This window comes from Actinotignum urinale DSM 15805, from assembly GCF_000420445.1.
Classification (GTDB): Bacteria; Actinomycetota; Actinomycetes; order Actinomycetales; family Actinomycetaceae; genus Actinotignum; species Actinotignum urinale.
In genome coordinates, this window is the sequence record NZ_ATUY01000004.1 from 63,968 (window position 1) to 86,630 (window position 22,663).

The window sequence follows — 22,663 nt, forward strand, 5'->3', positions numbered from 1 at the left end:
ATCGATATAAAAGCACGTATTTCAAGGTTTTATTCGCCCGTTAAGATGAAGTGAATGTAGGCTTTCTTATCTTCTTCGATGAAGTTTACAAGCTCGTAGAAGTCCCGCTCAAAGGCAAGCCGCTGCACAGTATTGACGTCAAACATGTTCGTAAGACCGCTGTCCCTTATGGCAAGGATCTGTTCTTTTACTTTTTCGTCCATTTCTGAATTCTCCTGACTTCATCAATCCCGAAGATGACGTTTAGACCGGAGCCGTTATCCCAATCCACGAGGATGGAGCCGGTATCATCGACTCCGGTGACGGTGCCGCGTGTTCCTGCAGGCGGTGCCTGTACGTCGTCCATGTGAAGAAGCTCCACACGGCAGCCTTTAGGAAAAGTAATCCGCAGCAGTTCCAACGTTTCTTTCGTTGGCATTTTCATTTTTCCGCCTCCTTCTGGTACTTGAAAGCGGAGGAGCCTTGAAGACGGCTGAGCAGGATTTTCCTTGCTTCCTTGTAGGAATCACCGATCATCCCAAGGCGCAGAAGAAAACAGCGAAAGTAGTATTTTTCGTTTTCGACTGCGTGGTCTTTGCCAGTGATGCGCTTGGATTCCTTTGCCGCCTTGCCCAAAAGGGAGATGAAGGCGGTATAGGCGGAAAGCTCTGCAGAACTTGGCATCTCGGAAAACCACGGGAAGCTGATCTTTTCCTCGTCCACCTCAAAGGCGACGCTTTCAATGCCAAGTGCATGCTTGATGATGCTTTCTTTTGACGAAAGAAGCTCGGAGAGCCTTTCGAGGGCCTCATCGGTGAACTTGTTTCTTGGAAGCGAGATCGTCACCGCCATGTTTTCCTGTTCCTCCGGCACAAAGCCGTGTTCCGATAAAGTCAGCAGGATGCTGTTTTCTTTTTCCGTATCATTGATGCTGAGCACGCCATGATTGTCCAGTGTGATGTGCTCGCCAATGTGGTAGCAGAAGGTCGGCGCTTTGGTGCAGGTGGCTTTCTCTTTTGTGAAGTCTTCCAAGGCTTTCACCAGCGGTCGCCTTGCCGAGCCTGTTAAATTGAAGTGGTAATCCATGTCTTTATCCTCCTTTGCAGGTGTTTTCTTGGTATGTCTATACATCACTCTTACCGGGAGGAATAGCAAGTTATTTTTGCAGGTAAATACCACTATTCTTTTTGATTGCGGCAAGTACGAAGATGGCGCACGGAAGCGCGATGCCATTTCCCCAGAGCTTGTAGGCGGCACTGTCCGAGTAGGGATTTTTAAGCCACTTTTTGATCTGCTTGTCGCTTTTTCTCTGGATGGACATCATATCGGTGTAGCGGTCAAAAATCTCACGCCAGAAGGTAAACTGAGCCTTGCTCGGATTTTCTTCTGCAAGACCATCGCACCAGCCGTCCGGAAAGCCCTGAAGCCGGGCACACTCGGTCGGAGTGAGCCTTCTTACGATATAGCCGCTCTCGTTTTCGGTGGCAACGGCACCCGGACCTTTGGCAACCATTGTCGGCTGGCATTCTTTTTCCACGGCAAAGTCGTAGGCGGCGTTTTGCCCCTGATTAAAGGAAGCCCGGTCAAGCCCGTAGGAAAGAACCGCCATTCCGCCTTGATTGCAGACGGGATCGGAGCCTCTCGTATCCAGTGTGCGGGAGGTCTCGGTTATCTGGCTGTTGTCTTTGATGTCCGAAAACATCGCCTTGTTCTTCTTGGAGCAAAGCGAATAGGCGCACGGCAGATCAACCACAAGTGGCTGATTGTTTCCGCCCGTGCCGAAACGGGAGACGATGGTCTGCGCCGTATCATTGGGGCCTGTGTATCTTGCGTCCTGTCCGTGGTTTTCAAAGATCAGCGGAGGATGGTTTGACTGTGCACGCAGGGTTCCCGTGACATCTTCTGAGATGTCCATGCGCGATCCTCCCTGATCGTTTAGAACAAGCCTGCCTGTTTCATAAGCGCCTCTCTTAGGATTTCCGGCAGGTCTTTTCCTTTCGTCTTGGCACGCCTCAAGATCCCCAAGCACGCTCTCGGACTCAAATAATATTTTTCCGGCACTTGTGTCTCCAAAATCTGCGACAAGAAAGATTCTCTTGCGTCTTTGGGGGACTCCGAAGTGCTGAGCATCAAGTACCCGCCAGCTGAGAGAAAAATGATCTGCCACGATCTCTCCGGCGGCATGCCACTTTTGAGGTCGAGGCGCATCAAGCGTATATCCTTTGACGGAGAGGAAGGCTTCAAGGACTTTTTCGAAGTCCGCTCCTTTGTGGGAGGAGAAAGCGCCCGGGACATTTTCCCAGAGCGCGTATTTTGGGTAGTTCCCATTGGTTTTCCACCTCATTTCTTTGATGATTCGTATCGCCTCATAGAAAAGCGACGAACGGGAACCTTCAATCCCGCTTCGTTTTCCGGCGATGGATAAGTCCTGACAGGGACTGCCGAAGGTGATGATGTCAACAGGCGGCAAATTTGCTCCGTCAAGGTTTCGCACATCTCCCATGTGAGCCACGAAAGGCAGTCGTTTGGATGTCACCCGTATGGCAAAAGGCTCGACTTCCGATGCCCAGAGCGGTTTCATCCCGACGGTAAGTCCGGCAAGTTCAAAACCTCCCGATCCGGAAAAGAGGGAGCCGAGCGTTAAGACGTTACTCATCAGTTGCCTCCCGTTCTTTCAGAAGGTCGGCATAAGGGGTGTCTTTGCCGTCTCTGTGACAGATGATGCCGTCCGTTGTTCCTTTCAGCTCGGCATAACGAGCACAGGCCACATCGACGTATTTCGGTTCCAGCTCAATCCCATAGCAGATGCGGCCAAGCTCCTCGCAGGCGATGAGCGTCGATGCGCTGCCTAAAAAGCCGTCCAAAACAAGAGCGTTGGTTTGTGTGGACTGCTTGATGAGGTGCGCGATCAGCGGCACCGGCTTGGAAGAGGGATGCCCGAATCCTTCGGTTTTGGAGTTTTTCACCGAGTCAAAATCAAAGCAGGCTTTCTGCTTCTGGTCACCGTACCATTTGTGTTTTCCGTCTTTTCGCCAGCCGTACAGGATCGGCTCAAAATTAAACTTCCAATCGGTACGCATGAGAGGGGCCCGCTCTTTTCGCCAGATAAGGCCGGCTCCGAGCTTAAAGCCCGCATCATCAAAAGCATCGTAAAAAATACGAGATTTAGATGTGGCATAAAACTCATAGATCGAGGCGTCTTTTGCCATTGCTTCTTTGAAACAGGTAAAAGCCTTCATGAGGAAGTCGTAAGCTTCTTTATCGGTGAGATCATCGTTTTTGATCTTTCCGGACGCGGATTCGAGGTTCACAAAATACGGTGCGTCCGTGCAGACGAGATTCACCTTGGTATCGCCGAGCAGTGCCTTGTATGTCTTGGGATCGGTTGAGTCTCCGCAGATGACGGTGTGCCTCCCGATCGTCCAGATGTCGCCGTGTTTGGTGATGGCGGGCTTTTGAAGCTCTGCGTCTACATCAAAGTCATCTTCGGTGATTTCATCTTCGGAAATGTCCATCAAAGCAGAGAGTTCCTCGTCATCAAAACCTAAAAGGGAGAGGTCAAAGGCATCTCCTGCAAGATCAGATAACTCTACAGAGAGCATTTCCTCATCCCAGCCGGCATTTAAGGCTAAGCGGTTGTCTGCCAAGATGTAGGCGCGCTTTTGTGCATCGGTTAAGTTTTCGGCAAAGACGCACGGGACGGTTTTGTAGCCTTCCTCACGGGCTGCCGCGATACGTCCGTGTCCGACTAAGATGTTAAACTTGTTGTCGATCACGGCCGGTGAGATAAATCCGAATTCCCGAAGCGAGGCGCGAAGCTGTGCGATCTGCTCCGGAAAGTGCGTTCTGGCATTTCTCGCATAGGGAATGAGCTTATCGATTGGAACTTGAGCAAATTTTGTCGTATCCATCTAAATCAGCCCCCATTCCGCAAATTTCTCAAAACCGCCGACTGCGCGAATGTAGTCTCGGGCAATTTCCACAAGCTCCGCATACGGCTTGCCGTCAACAAACGCGTCTCCGATGGCGCAGGAAAGATGAATCGGTTTTCCGCTTTTCTGTGCCAGAAGATGGGCGTAAATATTAAGCGTCACATCGGCTTTGGAGAGATCTTTTCCGTGAAGACCACCGCCGGTGACGGAAGATCCCATATCGGATCCGAGTTTTCGGTTGGTCGCTCCGGTATCCACGTCCGTGCCGCCCGTCCAGTCGCCTAAAGGATTGACGATGGCGTTTGGATAGGCCGCTTGGAGCTTTTTCGTTTCAACATGAGACTGGCAGATGACGAGTTTTTCGCCGTCTAATATATATTTGCCGTCCGTCTGATAGATGGCATAGATACTTTTGGCAATCTCGGAGAGTTTATTTTCTTCTTCTGTGATGGGAAGTCCTAAGAAGATGCCGTTATCTCCGCAGCGCAGCTTCCAGCATTGGTTTTTGACCAAATGTATGTCTTGTGGGACGAGCTTAATATCTACAGCTACATTTCCGGCAAGACGACGCACAGTTTTTTCAAGGTCTGCCTTTGAGATCAGCGTGCTTGTTTCCGCAATGATATGGCAGATGCCGTGACCGATCAGGACTTCGACGGCAATCTTGGGGTTTGTCTCGCTTGCATAAGCAAGGTCAACAATGGCTCCCGCGATGCGGTCTGCAACTTTATCGGGATGTGCAGGATTTACTTTTTCAAACATTTCTTCACCTCATTTCTTTTCTCGGAGCAGACGCTCCATCAGGTCATCCTGAGGATCGCCGTCGAAGGCTTCCGTGCAGTTTTGCTTGATGATGTCGTAGATTTCATACCAGAGAAGGTTTGCCTGCTTCTGAAAGTTGAGCGAGAGCTGCACGAACGGACTGGCAATGGCAGCACCGGTCGTTGGATGTTTGCCTAAGAGCCCATATTTGCTGATAGCAAGCTCGCACTGGATAAAGCGGGCAAAGGCTGTCGAGTAACTTTCAAGGAGACGGCGGTTAATGAGCTTTTCGCAGCCGCGTGCCTGAAGCCACTCCCACGTCTCTTTATAGATTAGGTCAGCGCCTAAAGGCTCCCCGTCCCTTTGTTGAGCAGAAAGGTAGGAAGATGGCTCAGGCATATCCGCTCCTTCAAGTTCCACACCGTCTGTCATGTCTTCGCCGTAGAGTTCTGCGATCGGATATTCCGCACGCGGGAACTCAATGTGTGTCGCTTTTTGTCCTTTGCTGATTTTGTCGGCAAGTGCATCCGGCTTATGACCTGCTTTGATGCGTCTTCCGCCTCGGTTGGTTCCGTCTTTTGCCACGAGGTATTCCTCCTTTCGGTTCGTAAAAATCATCTTTGGGTTTAATAGGGCGTTTGAATTAAAAGTTCTTTACACGACCCTGCCGCACCGTTCCCGGCCGGAAGGCTCACAGAGATTTGACCCGCCCCCACGGTCATTTTTGTATTGCAATCTGCAAAACAATGTAGTACAATCTTTTTAAAGAAGGAGGTGCAGAGCCATGAAAGACGCAACGGTAAGTGCACGTGTTGAATGCGATGTGAAAAATGAAGCAGAAGCGATCCTGCAACAGCTCGGCATTCCCACATCGGTGGTTATCAATTCTTTATATCGGCAGATTATTTACAGGCACGGCGTTCCGTTTTCCTTAACGCTTCCATCCGCGCCGAAGGCGGCAGATGAATTAAGCAAAGCAGAACTTAATGCCAAGCTTGAACACAGCTATGCCCAGTCTATCCGTGGCGAAGGAAGACCGTACGATGAAGTTTTTGATGATCTCGAAGGAGGTATCAGATAGTGGATGCCTATCAGGTCATCATTACGCCTGACGCAGAACATGATCTTACGGAACTTCGAGATTACATTTCCTACGTACTGCTTGTTCCCGACACGGCAAGAAGCTATCTGCAAACGCTCAGAGAAGCGATCGGAAAGCTTTCCTACCAAGCAGGAATCTTCGCACCCATTCCGGATGAGCCGTGGCATTCACGAGGTATTCGGAAAACAAGTGCTAAGAACTTTTACATCTATTACCGCATCGAGGAGAATGCGAAGCGTGTCTACGTTCTTAACGTCATCTATGCCAGAAGAGATCAACTCAATATGATCAAGCGAATGAAAACAGAATAACGAGTTGGAAAGTCACTCCTTCCGGGGTGGCTTTTTGTTATGCCAGCGATCTCCCATAAGTGCCGTGATTCTCGAATGGCACTCATGACAAAGCGCTTCAAGGTTGTCTTCCTTGTGCGTTCCGCCCCAAGAGAGTGGAGTGCGGTGATGCACCTCTGTTGCTTTGGTGTAACGTCCTTCTTTCAGGCATTCCTCACATAAAGGATGCGCCGCAATGTAGCGGTCCCGGATTCTTTTCCAAGCATGACCGTATTTTCTCTTGGTGTTTTTGTCGCGGTTATATTTTTCGTAGTCACGGTTATATTTCTTTTCGTGTTCTTCGCAGAACCGGCCGTCCGTGAGATTCGGACACCCGGGATAAGAACACGGCTTTTTTGGTTTTCTTGGCAATCCGCACCTCCTTTTTGGCATGAAAAAAGCTCCTCGGGGATTTCTCCCTTTGGAGCTTTCGTTTTATATTTTTCCTGACTATATATTACCACGTCAGGGCATGTGGCATGTTGTTGCAAAGTGTTGTAAAACGTGCATTATTCCAGCTCAATCGGACATTTGGGCATCTTAAAGTGCTGCAGGGCACGTCCATGCCATCTCCAGACTGTTGTGCGGTCAGCATGCAGTGTTTCGCCGATTGCTTCCCATGTCATACCATCCATGTAGCGGTACTGAAGCACGAGTCTCTCGTCGATATTTTTCACCGTTGCAATCGCATCTTTGATCTGTTCTTTAAGGTCATAAAGTATCGACAGCTCATCAGCAATGCGTTCTTCGATCTCCCACGCTTTTTCCAGCACGCGGATAAATGGTGCATCGATAGAACGAGTGGTTTGAATGGGATCCTCCCGGTAGCGAAGTCCTGAGACGCTTTCGGACATCTCCCGCAGATTTTTGACTTCCTCAATGGTTGCATTAATTCTCTGGTCAAGGCGGTAGGCTTGGCGCAGATACTCTTTTGGTGTCAGCATTTTTATTCCTCCGTGAAAACAAGTGATGGTTTCCCTCGGATTGACGGAGGTTGACTCTGATTGTCTTAGATTTACTTGGATTGTCCTAAGGTTGCCTTGACCGCATCAATTAAGGCTGCCTGCGTTTTGTCTTTGTTTTTCAGTACCGTGAGGATATGTTCATCAATGGTGTTCTTACATACGATATGAGAAATCACTACGGTGGCAGATGTTTGCCCTTGCCGCCAGAGCCTTGCGTTGGTTTGACTGTATTGTTCCAAGCTCCAAGGAAGCGAAAACCATACAAGCGTTGAGCCGCCGGCTTGAAGGTTAAGCCCGTGTCCTGCTGATGCGGGGTGAATCAGCCCGACAGCGACCTTGCCTTCATTCCATGCTTGGATGGAGTCTGCCTTATCGAGCTTTCGGTAGTTCACCTTGAGCTTCTTGAGCCTATCTTCGATACGCGTTAGGTCGTGCTTGAAGTTATAGGCGACAAGAAGTGGCTTGCCGTTTGCCGCTTCAACCATGTCTTCCAAAACGTCGAGCTTATGATCATGGAGATGAACGACTTTCCCATCATCGGCATAGATCGCACCGTTTGCCATCTGAGTAAGCTTTCCGGTGAGAACGGCGGCATTGGAGGCCGTGATTTCATCTTCTTTGACTGACAGCACCAGTTCCTTTTTCAGCTTCTCATAGTCAGCGTATTCACAGTCGGTCATTTCGACTTCGTGCGTGACGCTGATAAGCTCGGGCATCTTCAGGAAGTCTTTTGCCTTCATGGAAATGGTGATATCTGATATTGCTCGATAGATGGCCGCCTCTGCTTCCGGCTTTGGCTTGTAGGAAAAGATGACCTGCCCGTTTCGAGCGTCCGGGACAAAGTAACGCTCCCGGTAGTGAGAGATGAAGCGTCCGAGCCGTTTTCCCATATCGAGGAGCTTGAACTCCGCCCAAAGATCCATGAGCCCGTTTGCCGCAGGCGTACCTGTAAGTCCCACGATGCGTTTTATCTTGGGACGAACTTTCATGAGAGCCTTGAAGCGTTTGGCCTTATGATTCTTGAAAGAAGAGAGTTCATCGACCACAACCGTGTCAAAGGAAAAAGGAAGTCCTGATTCTTCAATGAGCCAGGAGAGGTTCTCCCGGTTGATGATGGTGATGTCTGCGCCCTGAAGGAGCGCGGCTTTTCTCTCTGTTAGCGTTCCGACGGCGACCGCATAAGTCAGCATGGAGAGGTGATCCCATTTCTTGATCTCGGATGGCCACGTTTCTCTTGCGACTCGAAGTGGGGCTACGATTAAAATGCGGTGAGCTTCAAAGCGATCAAAGAGAAGGTCAAGTATGGCACTAAGGCTGATGACCGTCTTGCCTAAGCCCATATCCAAGAGGACTGCAGAAACATCGTGCTCTTCGATATAGCGGGTGGCGTATTTCTGGTAGTCGTGGGCTATGAACTTCATGTGGCATCACCTCCAATCTTTGTGAGTATTTCTTCGATCTGCTCTTGGTCGCCCAAGACGAAAACCAGAAAGCCTAAATCCCTTAGTTGTCTGTGCCGTACCAGCTGGAGCGGTCTTGGCTTTTTGCCGGGAGCTTTTACCTCGACAAAACCGATATGGCCGTTAGGTAAAAGCACGAGCCGATCCGGCATGCCGTCAAAGCCGGGACAAACAAGTTTTAAACACAATCCACCTTTGGATTTAGCGGCTTTGACAAGTTTTTGTTCGATTGATTTTTCATTCATCACTTTCTCCGTTTCGTTAAACACGTAAGCCGTCAGGCGATAAATCTGATATTTCAAGGCAAGGAGCAATTTTTCCTGCTGCTTCATCAGGGATGGGTATGGAGGGCGATGGAGGCCACGTAACATATCTATATTTTTCAAAATCATCACTACATATAGATGAGTTGATTTTTATTTATGCGATAGATATAAATGGCTTCCATTGCCTTCCATAAAACCACGAAACTTATTGATATAACTGGGTTTTCTCGTGTTTTTGAATTTAGAATCGTCCTCCATTAAGAACACCGTTTTGTTTCAGGTGAAGCCCTATCCATATGTTGCCTTCAGCGGTTTTTTGCCAAGTAAAACCTTGTGCTATCAGAACTCGCTTAAAATCAGCAGAGCTTCTTTTGTATTCACCGATCTCATCACAGTGCTCACGGTACTTCTCATAAAGCTCACCCGCTTTTTGGGTAGCTGTTTTTTCTTCCTCACAGCAATCACTTAAGAAATGGCTGATCCAGTCGTTTTCTTCACGGTAAGCATTCATGGCATCTTTGACGCATTTTGGTGGGACAAGTTTGTAGTCGGCATCAATGTATTTCTTTGCTCCCGCAATCATCCACGAGAGGATTGCCCCGCCGCATTGCTCGGACAGCACCTTGGCATAGTTCTTAATTTCTCCCTTGGCACCCCTGAAATTTGCCTTTAGAGGAATAACGATCAGGCGGTCCCAGGTGCCTTTGTCGATGGTCCCAACTTTGGGCAGATGGTTGGTATAAAGCACCGTCGTATGTGTCGGGATAAAGTTAAAAGGTGCTTCAAATTTTTTCTCAGCATGGATGGGATCTGTGCTGGAGAGATTTTTCAAAGAGCCTGAGTCGAGCCTTTTCCCTTCGGGTAGCTCGGCTGCGAGAATAAGCCTCTTGTTGTGTGTCTCGGCAAGCTCCGCACCTTTGTTCTTGGTCGGCTTTACGGTTAACAGCTCGGCGGAGATGGTACCGGCGTAGTCTCCTAAAACATAGAACTTGGCGTTATTGAAGGTGGATTTACCGTTTCCGCCCTCACCGTACTGGATCACAAGATTCTCATTTAAGACTTCTCCGATGCACTCTACACCGGATTCCAGCTGCAGGTAATCTTCGAGAGCCTTGTCTTTGCAGGTGAAGTCACGAAGGAACCGGAGCCATTCGTCCATACCTTTGTCATTTGGTGACACAGCACAAATTTTGGTGCAGTAGTCCTTCGGATCATGCGTCCGCAGTTTTCCTGTGCGAAGATCCACTGTCCCGTCCGGTGTATTTAAGAGAAAACCGTCTTGATCAAGCCTTTTCACATCGACTTGCACCATCGGTTTCAGCTCAGTGATAGTTGCCTTGATGTTGGAAGATTTCCGGCGGCTTAAGACAAACTTGTAGAAGGCTTCCGCTTTTTCCTGTGTTTCATCACTTTCCGCTTCATTCATCATTTTCCACGCAAGGCAGAGCTGCTTATGGGTAAATCCCTGCAGCGCTTTCTGCACTAAGAGGTCATCGTCTTTCCAGACCTTTCCCGTGAAATAATAGAGACCGAGACCTTTGACATAGATGACCTTGTCAGTAGCCGCTTCGAGAAAGGCTTTTGCCTGTCCGACATCAGTAAAGTCAGACGGGATGAGACTTTCTTCGAATTCCATGCTGTTGTATTCGGCAGGCGAGATATAGTTTTTATCCGCTTTGATGGTGCTGTTGTAAAAACCGACTGCGCTGTTCCAGATGCTGGCGAGCTCTTCTTCGGAAAGGGGCGGTGTGCATTTTTTTGCTTCCTCAAGATAGGCTTCATGCGCTTTATTGTCATCGGTGCCATATTTCTTGAGCACAAGTCCTGCAAAATGGGACATGGTAGTGTTTCGCGCGCCTTCTGTGATTTTGGCATTGGCACGGCTCATAAATTCATCAATGCAAAAAGTACCATCGAAATATTCAACCTGTGGATTCTCAACACCGAAGAAGAAACGTGCTGCATCGAGAGCACCATCATCGAAGGCGGGAAACCTTGCCCGCACTTTTTTCTTAAGGCGGTTATATAGCTTCGCATCGCTTATGGAAGTTTTCAGAGGAAAGTAGATGTGAAACTTGGGACGCGCGGCTTTGCCGTCCTTTTCCTTCATGTTATTTCGAGAATAAACCACAAAAAAGCGCACGTCAGGATAAGCCGCTTGAACATCTTTCGGGGTTTTCCACTCAGCAGGCGGAATATCTGAAGCTAATGGATCGGAAGATACGTTGTCACAGTCCAGCGGCAGACAGTCGGATTCCTGAAAGGTTTTATTGCTCCGGTAACCTTTGATGAGCTTCTTGCGCTGGTTATAGCCATCCTTGTAAATCGCACAGACGTGATCAAAGGCAGCGACATTTTTCAGGTCGTCTGCCGTTTTGATCTCTGCAATAAAGGGATAGCTTGTATTTGTTTTCTTGCCGCGAACATTCGAATAGCTGATTCTCATTCTTCAACCTCCTTCAAGTCCTCGGTGAAATAGCGAACGTTTCGCCTGTGGTATTTGGCATATCCGATCTCTTTGGTCATACCGAGAGAGGGTTTTCCAAATGCCCAAAGCTCGGTGCATTTGTCGATCAGGATTTGTCCGAAGAAAAGCGCCAGCTCACGTTCGCTTTTCTCATCCATGAACTGCGGATACATGAGATGGGGCACGATTGGGATAAAGCCTTGATCAACGGCAAAGCGGGCATAGCGCTTGGCGGCTTCGGTGTTTTTCTCAACATCTCCAGCATAAGGAGAGGCGATATAGACAAGCGGCATATAAGGATAGCGATGCGTCTTAAAGATTGCTTCATAGGCGGTCGGATCCGCGTAGCCTTCTGCGTTTTGATATAGGTTTTCCATCAGCGCACCTCCTTGATTTGTAGTTTCATGGCATACCATTCGAGGTAGCGTTTTCGTTGCTGAAAATCAGGGACGGCAACAAGCAGTCCGACATCGACTTTTTGCAAAATGTTGAGCATGGAGATTTCATCTTGCGAAAGATACGGACGTATGGATGTTCCTTTATCGATGCCGTGTACTTCTCGGTAATGCTTGGCATCCATGCCAAGCACGATGCGGTTAAGCATATTGCATTCGTTCGAGTAGTGATATGGTTTCGGGTTGTCATGGAGAAGCTGGATGTTTTCCGTCAGCAGTGGGAACTCCTGTCTTGCCGATACCAGCGTTTTGATGAAGGTTTCCATTTCGTTGAAACGCTTGATATAGAGTTCTTTGAACCGCATTGCCTTTTTGCCGGTGTATCCCATTGCCAACATGGTGAAACCATCACGAGTTAAGTAGTAACAGGGCAGTTTTCGTCCGGTATTGTCCTTATAACTACTGAGCTCAAAATTGAGCTTAACAAATTGTTCACTCAATCCAGATTTGGATTCAGTGAGTTTTTGAATGTCGCGCAGGATATGGAAGTGTTCTTTCTCGAAAAATTGCGCAATTGCTCTTGAATCGACACGAGCTGTGTCATGGTTGTCTGCGAATACTCCGTATTCGTCTTTTGGAATTAGTTCTTGCATTAAAAACCTCCGTTTCTACAGATGGAGGGAGCACCATTGCTGCCCTCATCACTTCCTGAAGAAACGGAGATGGTTTGGACGAACTTTTTAGAGAAAATAAAAAACATGCCACTGCTCAGATTGCTAAAACCGCAAAAGGAGGTAGCGAAAAGTGACACCCTTGAAAACTCAATAACAAAGTGTTATTGAGCAGCATCGCTCTCATAGAGTGAACGAAACGTTCACTCCCTTAAAACAATCTCGACTACCGTTTTGGTAGCCGAGACTTTTTAATCTTTCTTGTAAAACTCGCACTCATAGCCGTCGGCTTTGAGCGGCAAGCCTTCAGCCCACGGCGGCGTGCGGCTCATCTGTTCACAGACTGCATCAAGGGACATACGAGGATCGGCTTCAATCACGACCTCATCATGGATATGCATAACAATCGAGCAGTTATGAAGTGTCCGCATGGCATAGGCCAAGATGTCACGAGCAGTTGCCTGCACGATATTTTCCACGAACTTTGGACCGTAGGAGTCAATGCGATCCCATTTCTTTCCGGTGATGACACCCTCATAGGTGACGCAGGGAGATCCGAAGCGGTTCTCATCGAGCTTTGGTTTTACATAGGCTAAGGCCCTTCCGGAGGGCAGCATGATGAAGAGCATGCCGGAACGGCAGCGAAAGGTGAGACCGTGTGTCTTGGTGACTTTCTTATGGCGGACAGCTTCAAGGATGGCACGATCCACGTCCCACCAGAATCTGACGATCTTCGGATTGGCAGATCGCCAAGCATCAACGATGGGTTTTAATTCTTCTTCGGAAAGTCCCATCTCAAGCGCGCCCATCGCTTTTAAGGCTCCGACCGAGCCGCCATAGCCACAGGCCAGTGTTGCTATTTTCCCTTTTTGGCGGAGTTCTCCATTGATACCGTGTTTAACGACGGGTAACCCGAACATTCGCGATGCCGTCTCGCAGTAAAGGTCTTTTCCGGCTACAAAGGCATCGAGGGAATCTTGCTGCCCTGCGTACCAGGCGATAACCCTGGCTTCAATGGCTGAGTAGTCGGAAACGATGAACTTATGACCTTCCTTTGGAACAAAAGCGGTCCGTACCAGCTGGGATAAGGTGTCCGGTACATCTTCGTAGAGGAATTTAACAGCTTCAAAATCTCCTACTCTCACCAGCGCTCTGGCAGCGCCAAGATCCGGCAGGTGGTTTCTTGGCAGATTTTGCATCTGGACAAGCCGCCCTGCCCAGCGGCCGGTTCGATTGGCGCCGTAGAACTGGAACATGCCACGAACTCTGCCGTCTTTACAGGCGGCATTTTGCATCGTCTGATATTTCTTAACCGATGATTTGGCGAGCTGACTGCGAAGCACAAGAGCATCCCGCAGCTTAGGCGGTGCGGTTTGAATCAGTTCTGCGACTTGCTTTTTGCCGAGCGACTCCGTGGGCATACCGTTTTGGGCAAGCCAGTCTTTCATCTGAACGACCGAATTAGGGTTTTCCAGATTCGTGATGTTCTTCATTTTGGTGATGAGCTCATCCTTGGAGCGCCTGTCCATCTCAACGGCTGCGCTGGCCAAAGCAAGGTCGACTTTCACGCCGCGGTCGTTAATCTCCTGGTCAATGGCGTATTCGTCCCAGAGAAAATCCGGCACTGGGTAATTTTTGAGCCTCTCTTTTATGGAAAGTTCCACCTCGACATCGCGCTTGTTGTAGGCCTTGAAGGTTTTCCACTTGTCCGGTGCATCAGAGGAAAGATGTCGTTTTCCGGTTTGCCTGTCCGGCATGCAGAAATAGCGAATGAGGTCTTTACCTTCTTTCATCTTTTGATTTTGAAGGCCGAGTACTTTACCGACACCTTCCAGTGATAGAGGAAGACCCAAAGTTGCTGCCCAGACCATCGAACAGCGCCAAGAGGCGGGATTAAGAAATCTTGCCATCTCTGTTGAAAGCGGATGATGGTCATGAAAGGGATCAAGGCTCATGCCCATATCTGATAGATAGCGAGATAAACAAACTCTCTCAAAATTCGCGTTATATGCCCATTTAATAACGGTGTCGTCTGTCAATGCATCCAGAATGACGTTGGGGATTTGTTCGCCTTGTGCAAGGTCGATGACCTGAACTTCACCGCCATCGATCGAGCAGCCGAAGAGCAGAATGTTAAAATCAGGCGCTTCGGCGTACTTATATACGCCTGCTTTGGCCAGTTCAACGGACGAAAATGACTCTATATCAATGCTAAGTGTTTTCAAAATTTCACCTCCTAAATAGGCAGAAAGGCAGACTGCATCTCCAGTCTGCCTCTCCGCATCATTTGCTTTTAACGGGTTGTGGTGTCGTTTTTTTTCTTCTCGCGCTTTTCCAGTCTTGCAATGAGCACGTTGGCAAAGGCGGCACCGAAGGTGAATCCGACAGCCATCGATAAGATGAGCTGGCACATGAAATCAAGTACAGTTGTCATGGCGCACCTCTTAGCTCAAGAAGTCATCGTCATCATCGGTTGCAAAATCCTCTGCAGCAGAAGCATGACCGCCGAGCGGCTCGCCGTCACGGATTTTCTGCAGGTTGTTGAGACCACAGGCGATGCCGCGGTTTCCGTTGGAGTTGAACGCATAAAAATTGATAGATGCTCGGCCGTAAACGCCTGAGTAGACCTCTGAGCTGTCGATGATTTCGTTTCGGTCGGCATCGACGATGCCCGGCTTGGTGGTGGAGTTCGCGTTTACAAAGTAGCTGTTTGCATAGGCTTCATCGTCCGGACGTTCAGCATCTCCGTCACGAAGCGGCGTTTTGATTGCCGCAAGCGCAGGTACCGAGCGGCCGTTTCCTTTCAGCTTGGCTTCACCTTCCTTGTAGGCAGCTTCGATGGCAGCTTTGATTTTTCCTAAAGTGATGGTATCGGACTTGGGGATAATGAGCGAAACGCTGTACTTCGGTGTGCCTCCATTGATGGATTTTGGCTGCCACACATTGGCATAACTCCAGCGAGTGTCTTTTCCTGTGATAACCTTCATCGGGTTTGTAAATTTTGACATTTAATTTTCCTCCTTAAAATCTTCTTTTGCTGAATTCATGGCCGGACGTTTATCGGACTCCGGCACGAGGGTTGGTTTTCCTTGCGGCTTTTCAATAAGAGATGAGAGCAGCTCTTCAAAGCGGTTTTTGCCTAAGAGCTTGGTCATAGCGGTGATGCCGAGGAGCTTTTCCTCATAAGGATTAAAGCCTGCATCGGATACCTTCTTTGCGACGGCATCTTCGTTTACGTATTTACGGTTGCTTCTTCCTGCGACGAGCTTATATCCGTGCCACTCTTTTCCTGCCACTGCACGTGTCAGGGCATAGGCCTTGATGTCTTCCGCCCAGCTTGTAAGTTCATCAAGAAGAGGCAAAATCGCTTCGATGTCCGCATCGGTTAAGGTAGGCGGAAGGGCAAAGTCATATCTTGCCAGCGCGAGATTGGCTTCCGCTCTGGCTCGGCAGTCGGCCTTTGCCTTGCAGAAGCGGCAATGTTCGCCGGCTGTAAAGTCGCCTTTACCTTCGGCGGCAAGTTCCGCCTTTGGTTTGAGTGTGTTCTCTGCCCATTCCAGCAGATCCGATGCTTTCATCTCAAAGACGGATACGTTGTCACGCCGTGGCTGAAAGATAGTCATCGATACGGTCTCAATGTCATAGAGCGCAGAAAACATCTCATAGGCCCCGAGGGCATAGCACATGAGCTGCGGATTATGATCGGCTTCAACGAGCACGCCCTGTCCATATTTGAGATCTGTGATGGAAAGCTTGCCGTCGGCGATGATGAGTGCATCGGCAGTACCAAAACCATCCGGTACATAGGTGGAAAAGTCCACACGCTGTTCCACCAGAACGATTGGATCAGTCGTTGCCTTTTTAGCTTCGGCGACTTGCTCCAGCACGTAGCCAGCATAGGCATCGGTCGCTTCATCCATTTCCTCGTTAAAATAATCAAGATTCTCCGTCGGATCATCGGCTTTCCTGCCTAACGCTTTCAGCACCTTGTACTCGGCAAGAGCGTGCGCCGCGGTGCCTTCTTGTGCATAAGAGCTTGACGTGTCCTCATACTTTGCCGAAAGCAGAGCTGATGGCGGGCAGGCAAGCCAGCGATAGGCACTCGATGCGGAAAGCAGCGCATGTTTATTTGGCATGGAGCACCTCCGCGTCATGAAGCAGAGCTTCGTAATTTTTCGGATCAACTTTAGAGAGCCTGTCCGCGCCGTACTTTTCGATCAGGGCGCGCACTTCTGCGGTGTGACCCGCACGGGAGATGTCCGCTAAGACGGCCCGCACGTCTTCAAGCTTCAGCTCCGGCTTTGGCGTTGCTGCAGGAACCGCCACTTCTTCCGGTGCCGTGCTGAACATCGCTTCCAGCTCGGCAGCGATATCGCTTAGTTGTTCGCTACAGGAATGTAGGTCGTCTATAACAGCTTTCATCTTTTTCATCTGTCCCATAGGGATTGCCTCCTTTCTTTGTCTGAATCAGTTTTCTTGTCAGGTCTTTGGTGATAATTGATATGGCAGAGAGCACTTCGATGAGTTCTTCTCTTGTCACACCCGGCACATTGCTTTGTGGTCTCATGGCTACCTCCTTTCCTTCGGGGCCTGCCGTTTTGCCCCTCTATCCCTCCCTGAAGAAAGGGAGGGACGTTGGACGAAGGTTTAAGGTTTAGGAATAAGAGATGAGATCCAAAAGAAGGTCACGAAGCTCCGGATGCCGGCTTTTCAGCCGAGCAAAAAGCTGACGTTTTCGGTAGTTCAGTGTGGTGCGTTTGATGCCGAGGATTTCTGCCATGTCGCGCTCGGATTGACCGGCGACAACAAGACGGATGATTTGGCGCTCCTCGTCCGTGAGACCTGCGAAAATACGGCTGAGTTCTTCGCGCAATGTTTTACGCGCAAGGACGCCTTCCGGTGAATAAGCTTCCGATGCGGGAAGCACATCGGCGTAGGTAAGCGCGCTGTCTGTTTGTACGGTGTCATGGATGGAGACAAACTTCCCGGCAGAACGAAATGGACAGCCGACGCATATGCCATCGCAACGGTTGATGTTTGCCTTGGTGACGTGGCATTCGCCGTGATACTGCATCTTCATGCGGATACGGGCGCATTCGTTCTCGTAGTCTTTCTTGTGTTCAGGGCTTGTCTCGACCAGACCGAGACCGCGAATATAAATCTTTGATACATTTTGAGCTGCCATTTACAGACCTCCTTCATCTCGAATCCGAGACGGAGAAGGGCAAGGCAAAATGGGCGCAGTAAACAGACCACAAGCCCCGCGGAAATCTCCGCTCGGGGTTGTGACTGCGCTTGCGCATAACGAAGTCAGAAATATTTACTTGCCGGATGAGAACCGTGCGCCACCGTTGATCAGACGATGCAGCCACCCATCAGGACTCGGATGTTCCAAGAAGGAAGCATCCAAGATTTGCCAAATTGAGATTTGCAAATGCCAATATTCTGTTGTTTAATATGAAGATTTTTGGTATAATTTGCTTGTCTCTCAGTGGTCATACTCAATATACGAAATGGTTCATCTCGTATTTGGACACTCTTGGACAACGTTGGACAGTTTGGACAAAATCGGAAAGAGGGGTGATGAAGATGCTGTTCACAGAACTTTTGCATGCCATTCATCCGCACCTCATGAAAGATGCTGAGGTTCCGGACTTTATGAGAGATTTAATTCAAAGGTTTTGCGATATACCAGAGGAAGAATGGAGCACAAAAAAGGATCCATCTTCAGACTCACGGTATAAAGATGCATCCCTATATAAGTTTTATAAGCGTGGTATTTCAAAGAAACTTGCCAAAGCCATGCTCGGTAGGATGACAAAAGATAATTTTGTAAACTCTTTGGCGTATATCAACGAATATGATGAGGACGAGTCCTTACTCAATGCTTTAGCCGAGGACGTCCAGCCATTCACTGACAAAAAAGTCACAAGGGCTAACGTGGCAGAGGTGATCTTTGACCTCATCAAGGAGTCTTTGGAATTTATCGTTAATCCTGAGCTTGAAAATGACCGCAAGATGGCAAAGGCTAATATGACATCCGAGCGGGCAAAGAAAAAATACGGTGCCACGCTCTTGGAAGACTGCAAGCACACTTGCTCAAAGCCTGGTTGTTCCAAACATCTTCAAACAGTGGCGGATGATCATCAAAGCAAAGATGACTACTGCGTTGCTCATATTTCCGGCAATAAAAACTGCTATGAAAACCTGATTCCGCTTTGCCATGACTGCTTTCAGTCTTACAGTCTAAAACATACTCAAGCCGACGAAAAAGAGCTGCAAAAGATAAAACAGCTGCAGGTCCAGACAAATAATGCCCGCACCACGCTTCGCGGAACGGACATAGAAAAAGGCATCAGGCGTGTATTGGAAAACCTTAGTCGAGCCAAAGTCTCCGATTTTGCGGATTTAAACTATAACGCCATTACGGTGACAAAAAAGATAGATCAGGATGCGGATTATTTTCTTTTAGATGAGGTAATGCGAAATGTCACGCGTTACTACCTTTTCATAGAAAAGAACATGAAACAACTGGTCAAGCAGGAAGTCTTCAGCGACGAGCTACTTAGGGCACAAATCAAAGTGTCCTACCAAAAGCTCGCGAAAAAGAATCTGCCGGCGGAGCTGATTTATCAGTTGTTGGCAGAACGCCTGCAAAGCATTACGAAACAGGATGTTCGCTATTGCTACATCGTGATTTCGTATTTTATACAGTCTTGTGAGGTATTCGATGCTCTTACCAAATAAATTATTTTCATACGAAGAGAGTGCATTGCCACTCATGCCTGAGATTTTGAGGATGCTGGATCATCCGAAATCTCCTCGCGAAATCTATCAAAAGCTTTCGCATAAGCATCAGGACACTGTGCGTCTCATCGAAGCTCTCGACTGCCTTTATGCCATGCAAAAGGTAGAGCTTGATGACGAAGGGAGGATCTTTCTGTGCTCCGAGAAATAAGCTGCGAACTGTTCAAAGAAAATAAAAGACAAAGACCACCTGTTATCTTTCATAAAGGACTGAACGTGGTGCTTGGAAGCATTCCCGGAAAAGCCGCATCCATCGGCAAATCCACCATGCTCCTTATTATTGACTTTGTTTTTGGCGGGAATACCTATCTTAAAAGCGAGCCGGTGAGAGAGCTGGGCAACCACACGATTTACTTTGTCTTTTCATTTGCCGGTAAAGATTATCGCTTTGCCAGAAATACAGCAGACGCAAAGCGAGTTTTCAAGGTAGATGAGAATAACGACCCCATTGATTCGATGGAAATCAAAGAATTCACGGACTGGCTTGCGAAAAAATATGACATGGATTTACCCGGTCTTTCCTTCAGAAATACGGTAAGTCGCTTTTTTAGGATCTATGGCAAGAACAACCTCAATGAGTTCAGACCGCTTCAAATGCGCGGTGGAAATGAATCACAAAAAGATGCCATCCATGTTTTGGTGGCACTCTACAACATGTATTCTTCCATTCTGGCTTTTGAAGAACAGCTTCATCTGGTGGAAGATAAGATTGATGCATTCAAAGCAGCCAGAAAATATGAGTTCATACCCTCTGCCGTAGACGGAATGGGAAAGTATCAAGAAAACATCGTAGCCATTCGTGAACTGGAAGAAAAAAGAGATGAGCTTTGTAATTCAGGGAGTCGTCCCATCAACGAGGCGGAAGTGGAAGAAGCAAATCGTGCCAACGAAATAGAACGTGCATATACCGATATCCGGCGCGTCGTCAAAGGCAAACAAGACGATCTGCATTTGCTTGAACTAAATCTACAGCGCGGTATTTATCCGACAGAAGCGGATCTGAAAAGTCTTGCCGAGTTCTTCCCGGAAGCAAATTTTAATAAGCTCATGGATATCGAGTCTTTCCATAGCAAGATCCAAGGCATTCTTCAAGAGGAATTGGAAAGTGCAAAACAAAAGATTACGGTCGAACTTGCCTCTTTGCAGGAACAGGAAGAAAGCATTCGAAATGCAATGTCTGAAATTCGGCCATCCATGACTTTTACTCAGGAATTCCTGACAGCCTACAGTGTATTGGAACAAAGAATCAATAAACTGCAGGACGAAAATAATGCCTTTGATCAGCGGAACAAACTCCAAGAAGAGAAGAAACAGGCAAATAACCGCTACCAAGAACAAATGAAATTCGTCCTTAAAGAAATTGAAGCCACAATTAACCGGAAGATGGAAGAAATCAATGACTACATAACAGATGATCAGTACAATGCTCCACATCTGACAATCTCAAAGTTTGACAGCTATGACTTTGAGACGCCAAAGGACAGTGGCACAAGTACAAATTATCGCGGGATGATGATCTATGACCTCGCCGTTTTAGATACGACAGTGCTGCCGGCGATTGCGCATGACTCCATCCTCTTTGATCCTATGCCACGTCCTGACATGAGCCGGATGATTGAAATCTATAACAAAGAAAAAGAGAAACAAATCTTTATAGCTATCGATAAGACGTTGAACTGCTCCGAAGAAGCACAAAGCATCATTGCAAAACAGACGGTCATCAAACTTGAGAACAATGAGCAGGCTCTCTTCGGAGACAAATGGAGCAGAAAGGCAAATCGATGAAAATCATATACAACAAGCTGTGGAAACTTTTAATCGATAAGAACATGAACAAAGTCCAGTTAAGAGATGCCGCAGATATCAGTAGTAATTCGGTAGCCAAACTCGGGAAAAACGAGCATGTACGCATGGATGTGCTGCTGAAAATCGCTGAGGCACTGGACTGCAAGGTGGAAGACCTGTTTGAGACCATACGAGAGGAGGATGAACGGTGAGACTGCCTGAAACATTACAAAAACTCATTCGCGCAGGAGAAAACATCAGCGTTGAGTTTAAACGCTCAAGAACGGATATTACAAAAGATGTTTACGAAACCGTCTGCGCTTTTTCCAACCGTGATGGCGGACATATTTTTCTCGGAGTAAAAGACGATGGAACAGTCGCAGGTGTTGAGCCGGATCGTATTATGCAAATCAAAAAAGATTTTGTGACGACGATTAACAATGAGTCGAAAATGTTTCCGCCGCTTTATCTCACGCCGGAAGAGTATGAAGAGGATGGCAAAACGATCCTTTATATTTACGTTCCTTCTGGAAAGACGGTTTATCGCAGTGCCGGGCGTATTTACGACCGCAATAACGACTCCGATATCGATATCACCGACAACGCTGATTTGGTTTTTAAGCTTTATGCGAGAAAGCAAAACACTTATTTCGTGAACAAGGTGTATCCGGCGATTCCTATTACTGCTTTGCGCAAGGATCTTTTGGAGCGAGCAAGACGAATGACTCGTGTTAATACTGAGCATCACGCATGGCTGGATATGAGTGATGAAGAGATGCTTCGAAGCTGCGGACTCATCTTGAAAGATCCGGATACCAATCAAGAAGGTCTGACGCTTGCTGCAATTTTGCTCTTTGGCAGCGATAACCGCATTATGTCGGTGCTCCCCCAGCACAAGACCGACGCTATCTTTCGCGTCTTTAATGTCGATCGCTACGATGACCGCGATGTCGTGATTACAAACCTCATTGAAAGCTATGACCGGCTCATTGCTTTTGGACAGAAACACTTAAACGATCTCTTTGTCATGGAAGGAATTCAGCGTATCAGCGCCAGAGATAAGATTTTACGTGAGATTGTCTCCAACCTCCTCATGCATCGAGATTTTTCCAGCGGCTATGTGGCGAAGCTCGTGATTGAGGCAGATAAGATCACGACGGAAAACGCCAATCTGGCACATGGCCACGGCAACCTCAACCTGAAGACGTTTAAGCCTTTTGCTAAAAACCCGCCGATTGCGAAAGTCTTCCGCGAGATCGGGCTTGCCGACGAATTGGGCAGTGGTATGCGCAATACTTATAAATACACTAAGCTCTATTCCGGCGGGCAGCCTACCTTCACGGAAAGCGATGTCTTTACCATCACCATTCCGCTTTCTGAGGCAGCGACGGCAAGTGTGGGACCGACTTCCAACAAATCAACTACGCAAGTCAGTACGGAAGTTGGTACGCAAGTCAGTACGGAAGTCTATTCTCAGGTGAAACTATCAACAGAAGAAATCCAAAAACTACTGGACTATTGCAAAGAGCCACGCAGCCGGCAAGAAATGCAGACATTCTGCGGTATTAAAACAGCAGAGTACTTTAGAAAAAACATCATTCGACCGCTGGTAGATATCGGGTTATTGCGCTTGACCATTCCGGATAAGCCGACCAGCAGCAAACAGAGATATGCAACAACAGCTAACGGATTACTGTTTGCAAAGTCTGAAAACAGATCCATCTAAGTGCCCGAGAGGAGGAA

Annotated in this window: 27 protein-coding genes; 7 read left to right on the top strand and 20 right to left on the bottom strand. The window is 48.1% G+C overall.

The window, feature by feature from the left end:
- Positions 1-29 precede the first annotated feature (29 nt).
- From G445_RS0104115 to G445_RS0104145, 7 genes are all read right to left on the bottom strand, one after another.
- Positions 30-203, bottom strand: a complete 174-nt coding sequence (locus G445_RS0104115; RefSeq protein ID WP_002563695.1) for a DUF5049 domain-containing protein — start codon at positions 201-203, stop codon at positions 30-32.
- A complete protein-coding gene (locus G445_RS0104120) occupies positions 188-424 on the bottom strand; it encodes a DUF4314 domain-containing protein (protein ID WP_022866297.1) in 237 nt (78 codons plus the stop codon). Before G445_RS0104120 ends, G445_RS0104115 begins: the two co-directional genes overlap by 16 nt.
- The gene (locus tag G445_RS0104125; protein ID WP_022866298.1) at positions 421-1,065 is read right to left on the bottom strand and encodes a hypothetical protein; all 645 of its coding nucleotides are present in this window, start codon (positions 1,063-1,065) and stop codon (positions 421-423) included. Before G445_RS0104125 ends, G445_RS0104120 begins: the two co-directional genes overlap by 4 nt.
- 70 nt (positions 1,066-1,135) lie before the next feature.
- Positions 1,136-2,635, bottom strand: a complete 1,500-nt coding sequence (dcm, locus tag G445_RS0104130; RefSeq protein WP_022866299.1) for a DNA (cytosine-5-)-methyltransferase — start codon at positions 2,633-2,635, stop codon at positions 1,136-1,138.
- A complete protein-coding gene (locus G445_RS0104135) occupies positions 2,628-3,890 on the bottom strand; it encodes a site-specific DNA-methyltransferase (protein WP_022866300.1) in 1,263 nt (420 codons plus the stop codon). The genes dcm and G445_RS0104135 overlap by 8 nt, the downstream gene beginning before the upstream one ends.
- Positions 3,891-4,673, bottom strand: a complete 783-nt coding sequence (locus G445_RS0104140; RefSeq protein ID WP_022866301.1) for an S-adenosylmethionine synthetase N-terminal domain-containing protein — start codon at positions 4,671-4,673, stop codon at positions 3,891-3,893. It lies immediately after the preceding gene.
- Between the two features lie 9 nt (positions 4,674-4,682).
- Positions 4,683-5,258: a hypothetical protein gene (locus G445_RS0104145; RefSeq protein ID WP_019190608.1), complete on the bottom strand. Its 576-nt coding sequence runs from the start codon at positions 5,256-5,258 to the stop codon at positions 4,683-4,685.
- 199 nt (positions 5,259-5,457) lie between these two features.
- Between G445_RS0104145 and G445_RS0104150 the strand changes: the two genes are divergently transcribed.
- Positions 5,458-5,754, top strand: a complete 297-nt coding sequence (locus G445_RS0104150; protein WP_019190607.1) for a type II toxin-antitoxin system RelB/DinJ family antitoxin — start codon at positions 5,458-5,460, stop codon at positions 5,752-5,754.
- Complete coding sequence (locus tag G445_RS0104155; protein ID WP_019190606.1) at positions 5,754-6,086, top strand: type II toxin-antitoxin system RelE/ParE family toxin; 333 nt, start codon at positions 5,754-5,756, stop codon at positions 6,084-6,086. Before G445_RS0104150 ends, G445_RS0104155 begins: the two co-directional genes overlap by 1 nt.
- A 12-nt stretch (positions 6,087-6,098) precedes the next feature.
- Here the strand turns inward: G445_RS0104155 and G445_RS0104160 are convergent, their stop codons facing one another.
- From G445_RS0104160 to G445_RS0104220, 13 genes are all read right to left on the bottom strand, one after another.
- Positions 6,099-6,497, bottom strand: coding sequence for an HNH endonuclease (locus G445_RS0104160; protein WP_456151100.1), 399 nt, complete (start codon positions 6,495-6,497; stop codon positions 6,099-6,101).
- A 116-nt stretch (positions 6,498-6,613) separates the two neighbouring features.
- The gene (locus tag G445_RS0104165; RefSeq protein WP_019190604.1) at positions 6,614-7,048 is read right to left on the bottom strand and encodes a DUF1492 domain-containing protein; all 435 of its coding nucleotides are present in this window, start codon (positions 7,046-7,048) and stop codon (positions 6,614-6,616) included.
- A 71-nt stretch (positions 7,049-7,119) separates the two neighbouring features.
- Positions 7,120-8,490, bottom strand: coding sequence for a DEAD/DEAH box helicase (locus G445_RS0104170; RefSeq protein WP_022866302.1), 1,371 nt, complete (start codon positions 8,488-8,490; stop codon positions 7,120-7,122).
- Positions 8,487-8,861, bottom strand: coding sequence for a VRR-NUC domain-containing protein (locus G445_RS0104175; RefSeq protein WP_019190602.1), 375 nt, complete (start codon positions 8,859-8,861; stop codon positions 8,487-8,489). The genes G445_RS0104170 and G445_RS0104175 overlap by 4 nt, the downstream gene beginning before the upstream one ends.
- A gap of 175 nt (positions 8,862-9,036) precedes the next feature.
- Positions 9,037-11,241 (bottom strand): phage/plasmid primase, P4 family, encoded by a 2,205-nt coding sequence (locus tag G445_RS0104180; protein ID WP_022866304.1) that lies wholly within the window; start codon positions 11,239-11,241, stop codon positions 9,037-9,039.
- The gene (locus tag G445_RS0104185) at positions 11,238-11,639 is read right to left on the bottom strand and encodes a DUF7768 domain-containing protein (protein WP_022866305.1); all 402 of its coding nucleotides are present in this window, start codon (positions 11,637-11,639) and stop codon (positions 11,238-11,240) included. The genes G445_RS0104180 and G445_RS0104185 overlap by 4 nt, the downstream gene beginning before the upstream one ends.
- Positions 11,639-12,310, bottom strand: coding sequence for a Rha family transcriptional regulator (locus G445_RS0104190; protein ID WP_022866306.1), 672 nt, complete (start codon positions 12,308-12,310; stop codon positions 11,639-11,641). Before G445_RS0104190 ends, G445_RS0104185 begins: the two co-directional genes overlap by 1 nt.
- A 269-nt stretch (positions 12,311-12,579) precedes the next feature.
- Positions 12,580-14,553: a DNA polymerase gene (locus G445_RS0104195; protein ID WP_022866307.1), complete on the bottom strand. Its 1,974-nt coding sequence runs from the start codon at positions 14,551-14,553 to the stop codon at positions 12,580-12,582.
- Between the two features lie 68 nt (positions 14,554-14,621).
- Positions 14,622-14,762, bottom strand: a complete 141-nt coding sequence (locus G445_RS11465) for a hypothetical protein (RefSeq protein WP_022866308.1) — start codon at positions 14,760-14,762, stop codon at positions 14,622-14,624.
- 10 nt (positions 14,763-14,772) lie between these two features.
- A complete protein-coding gene (locus G445_RS0104205; RefSeq protein ID WP_019133508.1) occupies positions 14,773-15,336 on the bottom strand; it encodes a DUF2815 family protein in 564 nt (187 codons plus the stop codon).
- A complete protein-coding gene (locus G445_RS0104210) occupies positions 15,337-16,464 on the bottom strand; it encodes a DUF2800 domain-containing protein (protein ID WP_022866309.1) in 1,128 nt (375 codons plus the stop codon).
- Positions 16,454-16,768 carry a hypothetical protein gene (locus tag G445_RS0104215; protein ID WP_019133506.1) on the bottom strand — a complete coding sequence of 105 codons (315 nt, stop codon included), beginning with the start codon at positions 16,766-16,768 and terminating at the stop codon, positions 16,454-16,456. Before G445_RS0104215 ends, G445_RS0104210 begins: the two co-directional genes overlap by 11 nt.
- A 214-nt stretch (positions 16,769-16,982) precedes the next feature.
- Positions 16,983-17,513, bottom strand: a complete 531-nt coding sequence (locus G445_RS0104220; RefSeq protein ID WP_019133505.1) for an RNA polymerase sigma factor — start codon at positions 17,511-17,513, stop codon at positions 16,983-16,985.
- A 398-nt stretch (positions 17,514-17,911) separates the two neighbouring features.
- Here G445_RS0104220 and G445_RS0104225 point away from each other — a divergent pair, with 398 nt between their 5' ends.
- The 5 genes from G445_RS0104225 to G445_RS09665 are packed head-to-tail and all read left to right on the top strand — an operon-like array spanning position 17,912 to position 22,646.
- A complete protein-coding gene (locus G445_RS0104225; RefSeq protein ID WP_040430573.1) occupies positions 17,912-19,075 on the top strand; it encodes an ABC-three component system protein in 1,164 nt (387 codons plus the stop codon).
- 34 nt (positions 19,076-19,109) lie between these two features.
- The gene (locus tag G445_RS12055; protein ID WP_396334976.1) at positions 19,110-19,286 is read left to right on the top strand and encodes an ABC-three component system middle component 7; all 177 of its coding nucleotides are present in this window, start codon (positions 19,110-19,112) and stop codon (positions 19,284-19,286) included.
- Positions 19,271-20,920, top strand: coding sequence for a DUF2326 domain-containing protein (locus G445_RS0104235; protein ID WP_019133502.1), 1,650 nt, complete (start codon positions 19,271-19,273; stop codon positions 20,918-20,920). Before G445_RS12055 ends, G445_RS0104235 begins: the two co-directional genes overlap by 16 nt.
- On the top strand, positions 20,896-21,132 hold the full coding sequence (locus tag G445_RS0104240) for a helix-turn-helix domain-containing protein (RefSeq protein ID WP_317642047.1): 237 nt from the start codon (positions 20,896-20,898) through the stop codon (positions 21,130-21,132). Before G445_RS0104235 ends, G445_RS0104240 begins: the two co-directional genes overlap by 25 nt.
- A complete protein-coding gene (locus G445_RS09665; protein ID WP_022866312.1) occupies positions 21,129-22,646 on the top strand; it encodes an RNA-binding domain-containing protein in 1,518 nt (505 codons plus the stop codon). Before G445_RS0104240 ends, G445_RS09665 begins: the two co-directional genes overlap by 4 nt.
- Positions 22,647-22,663: the final 17 nt, after the last annotated feature.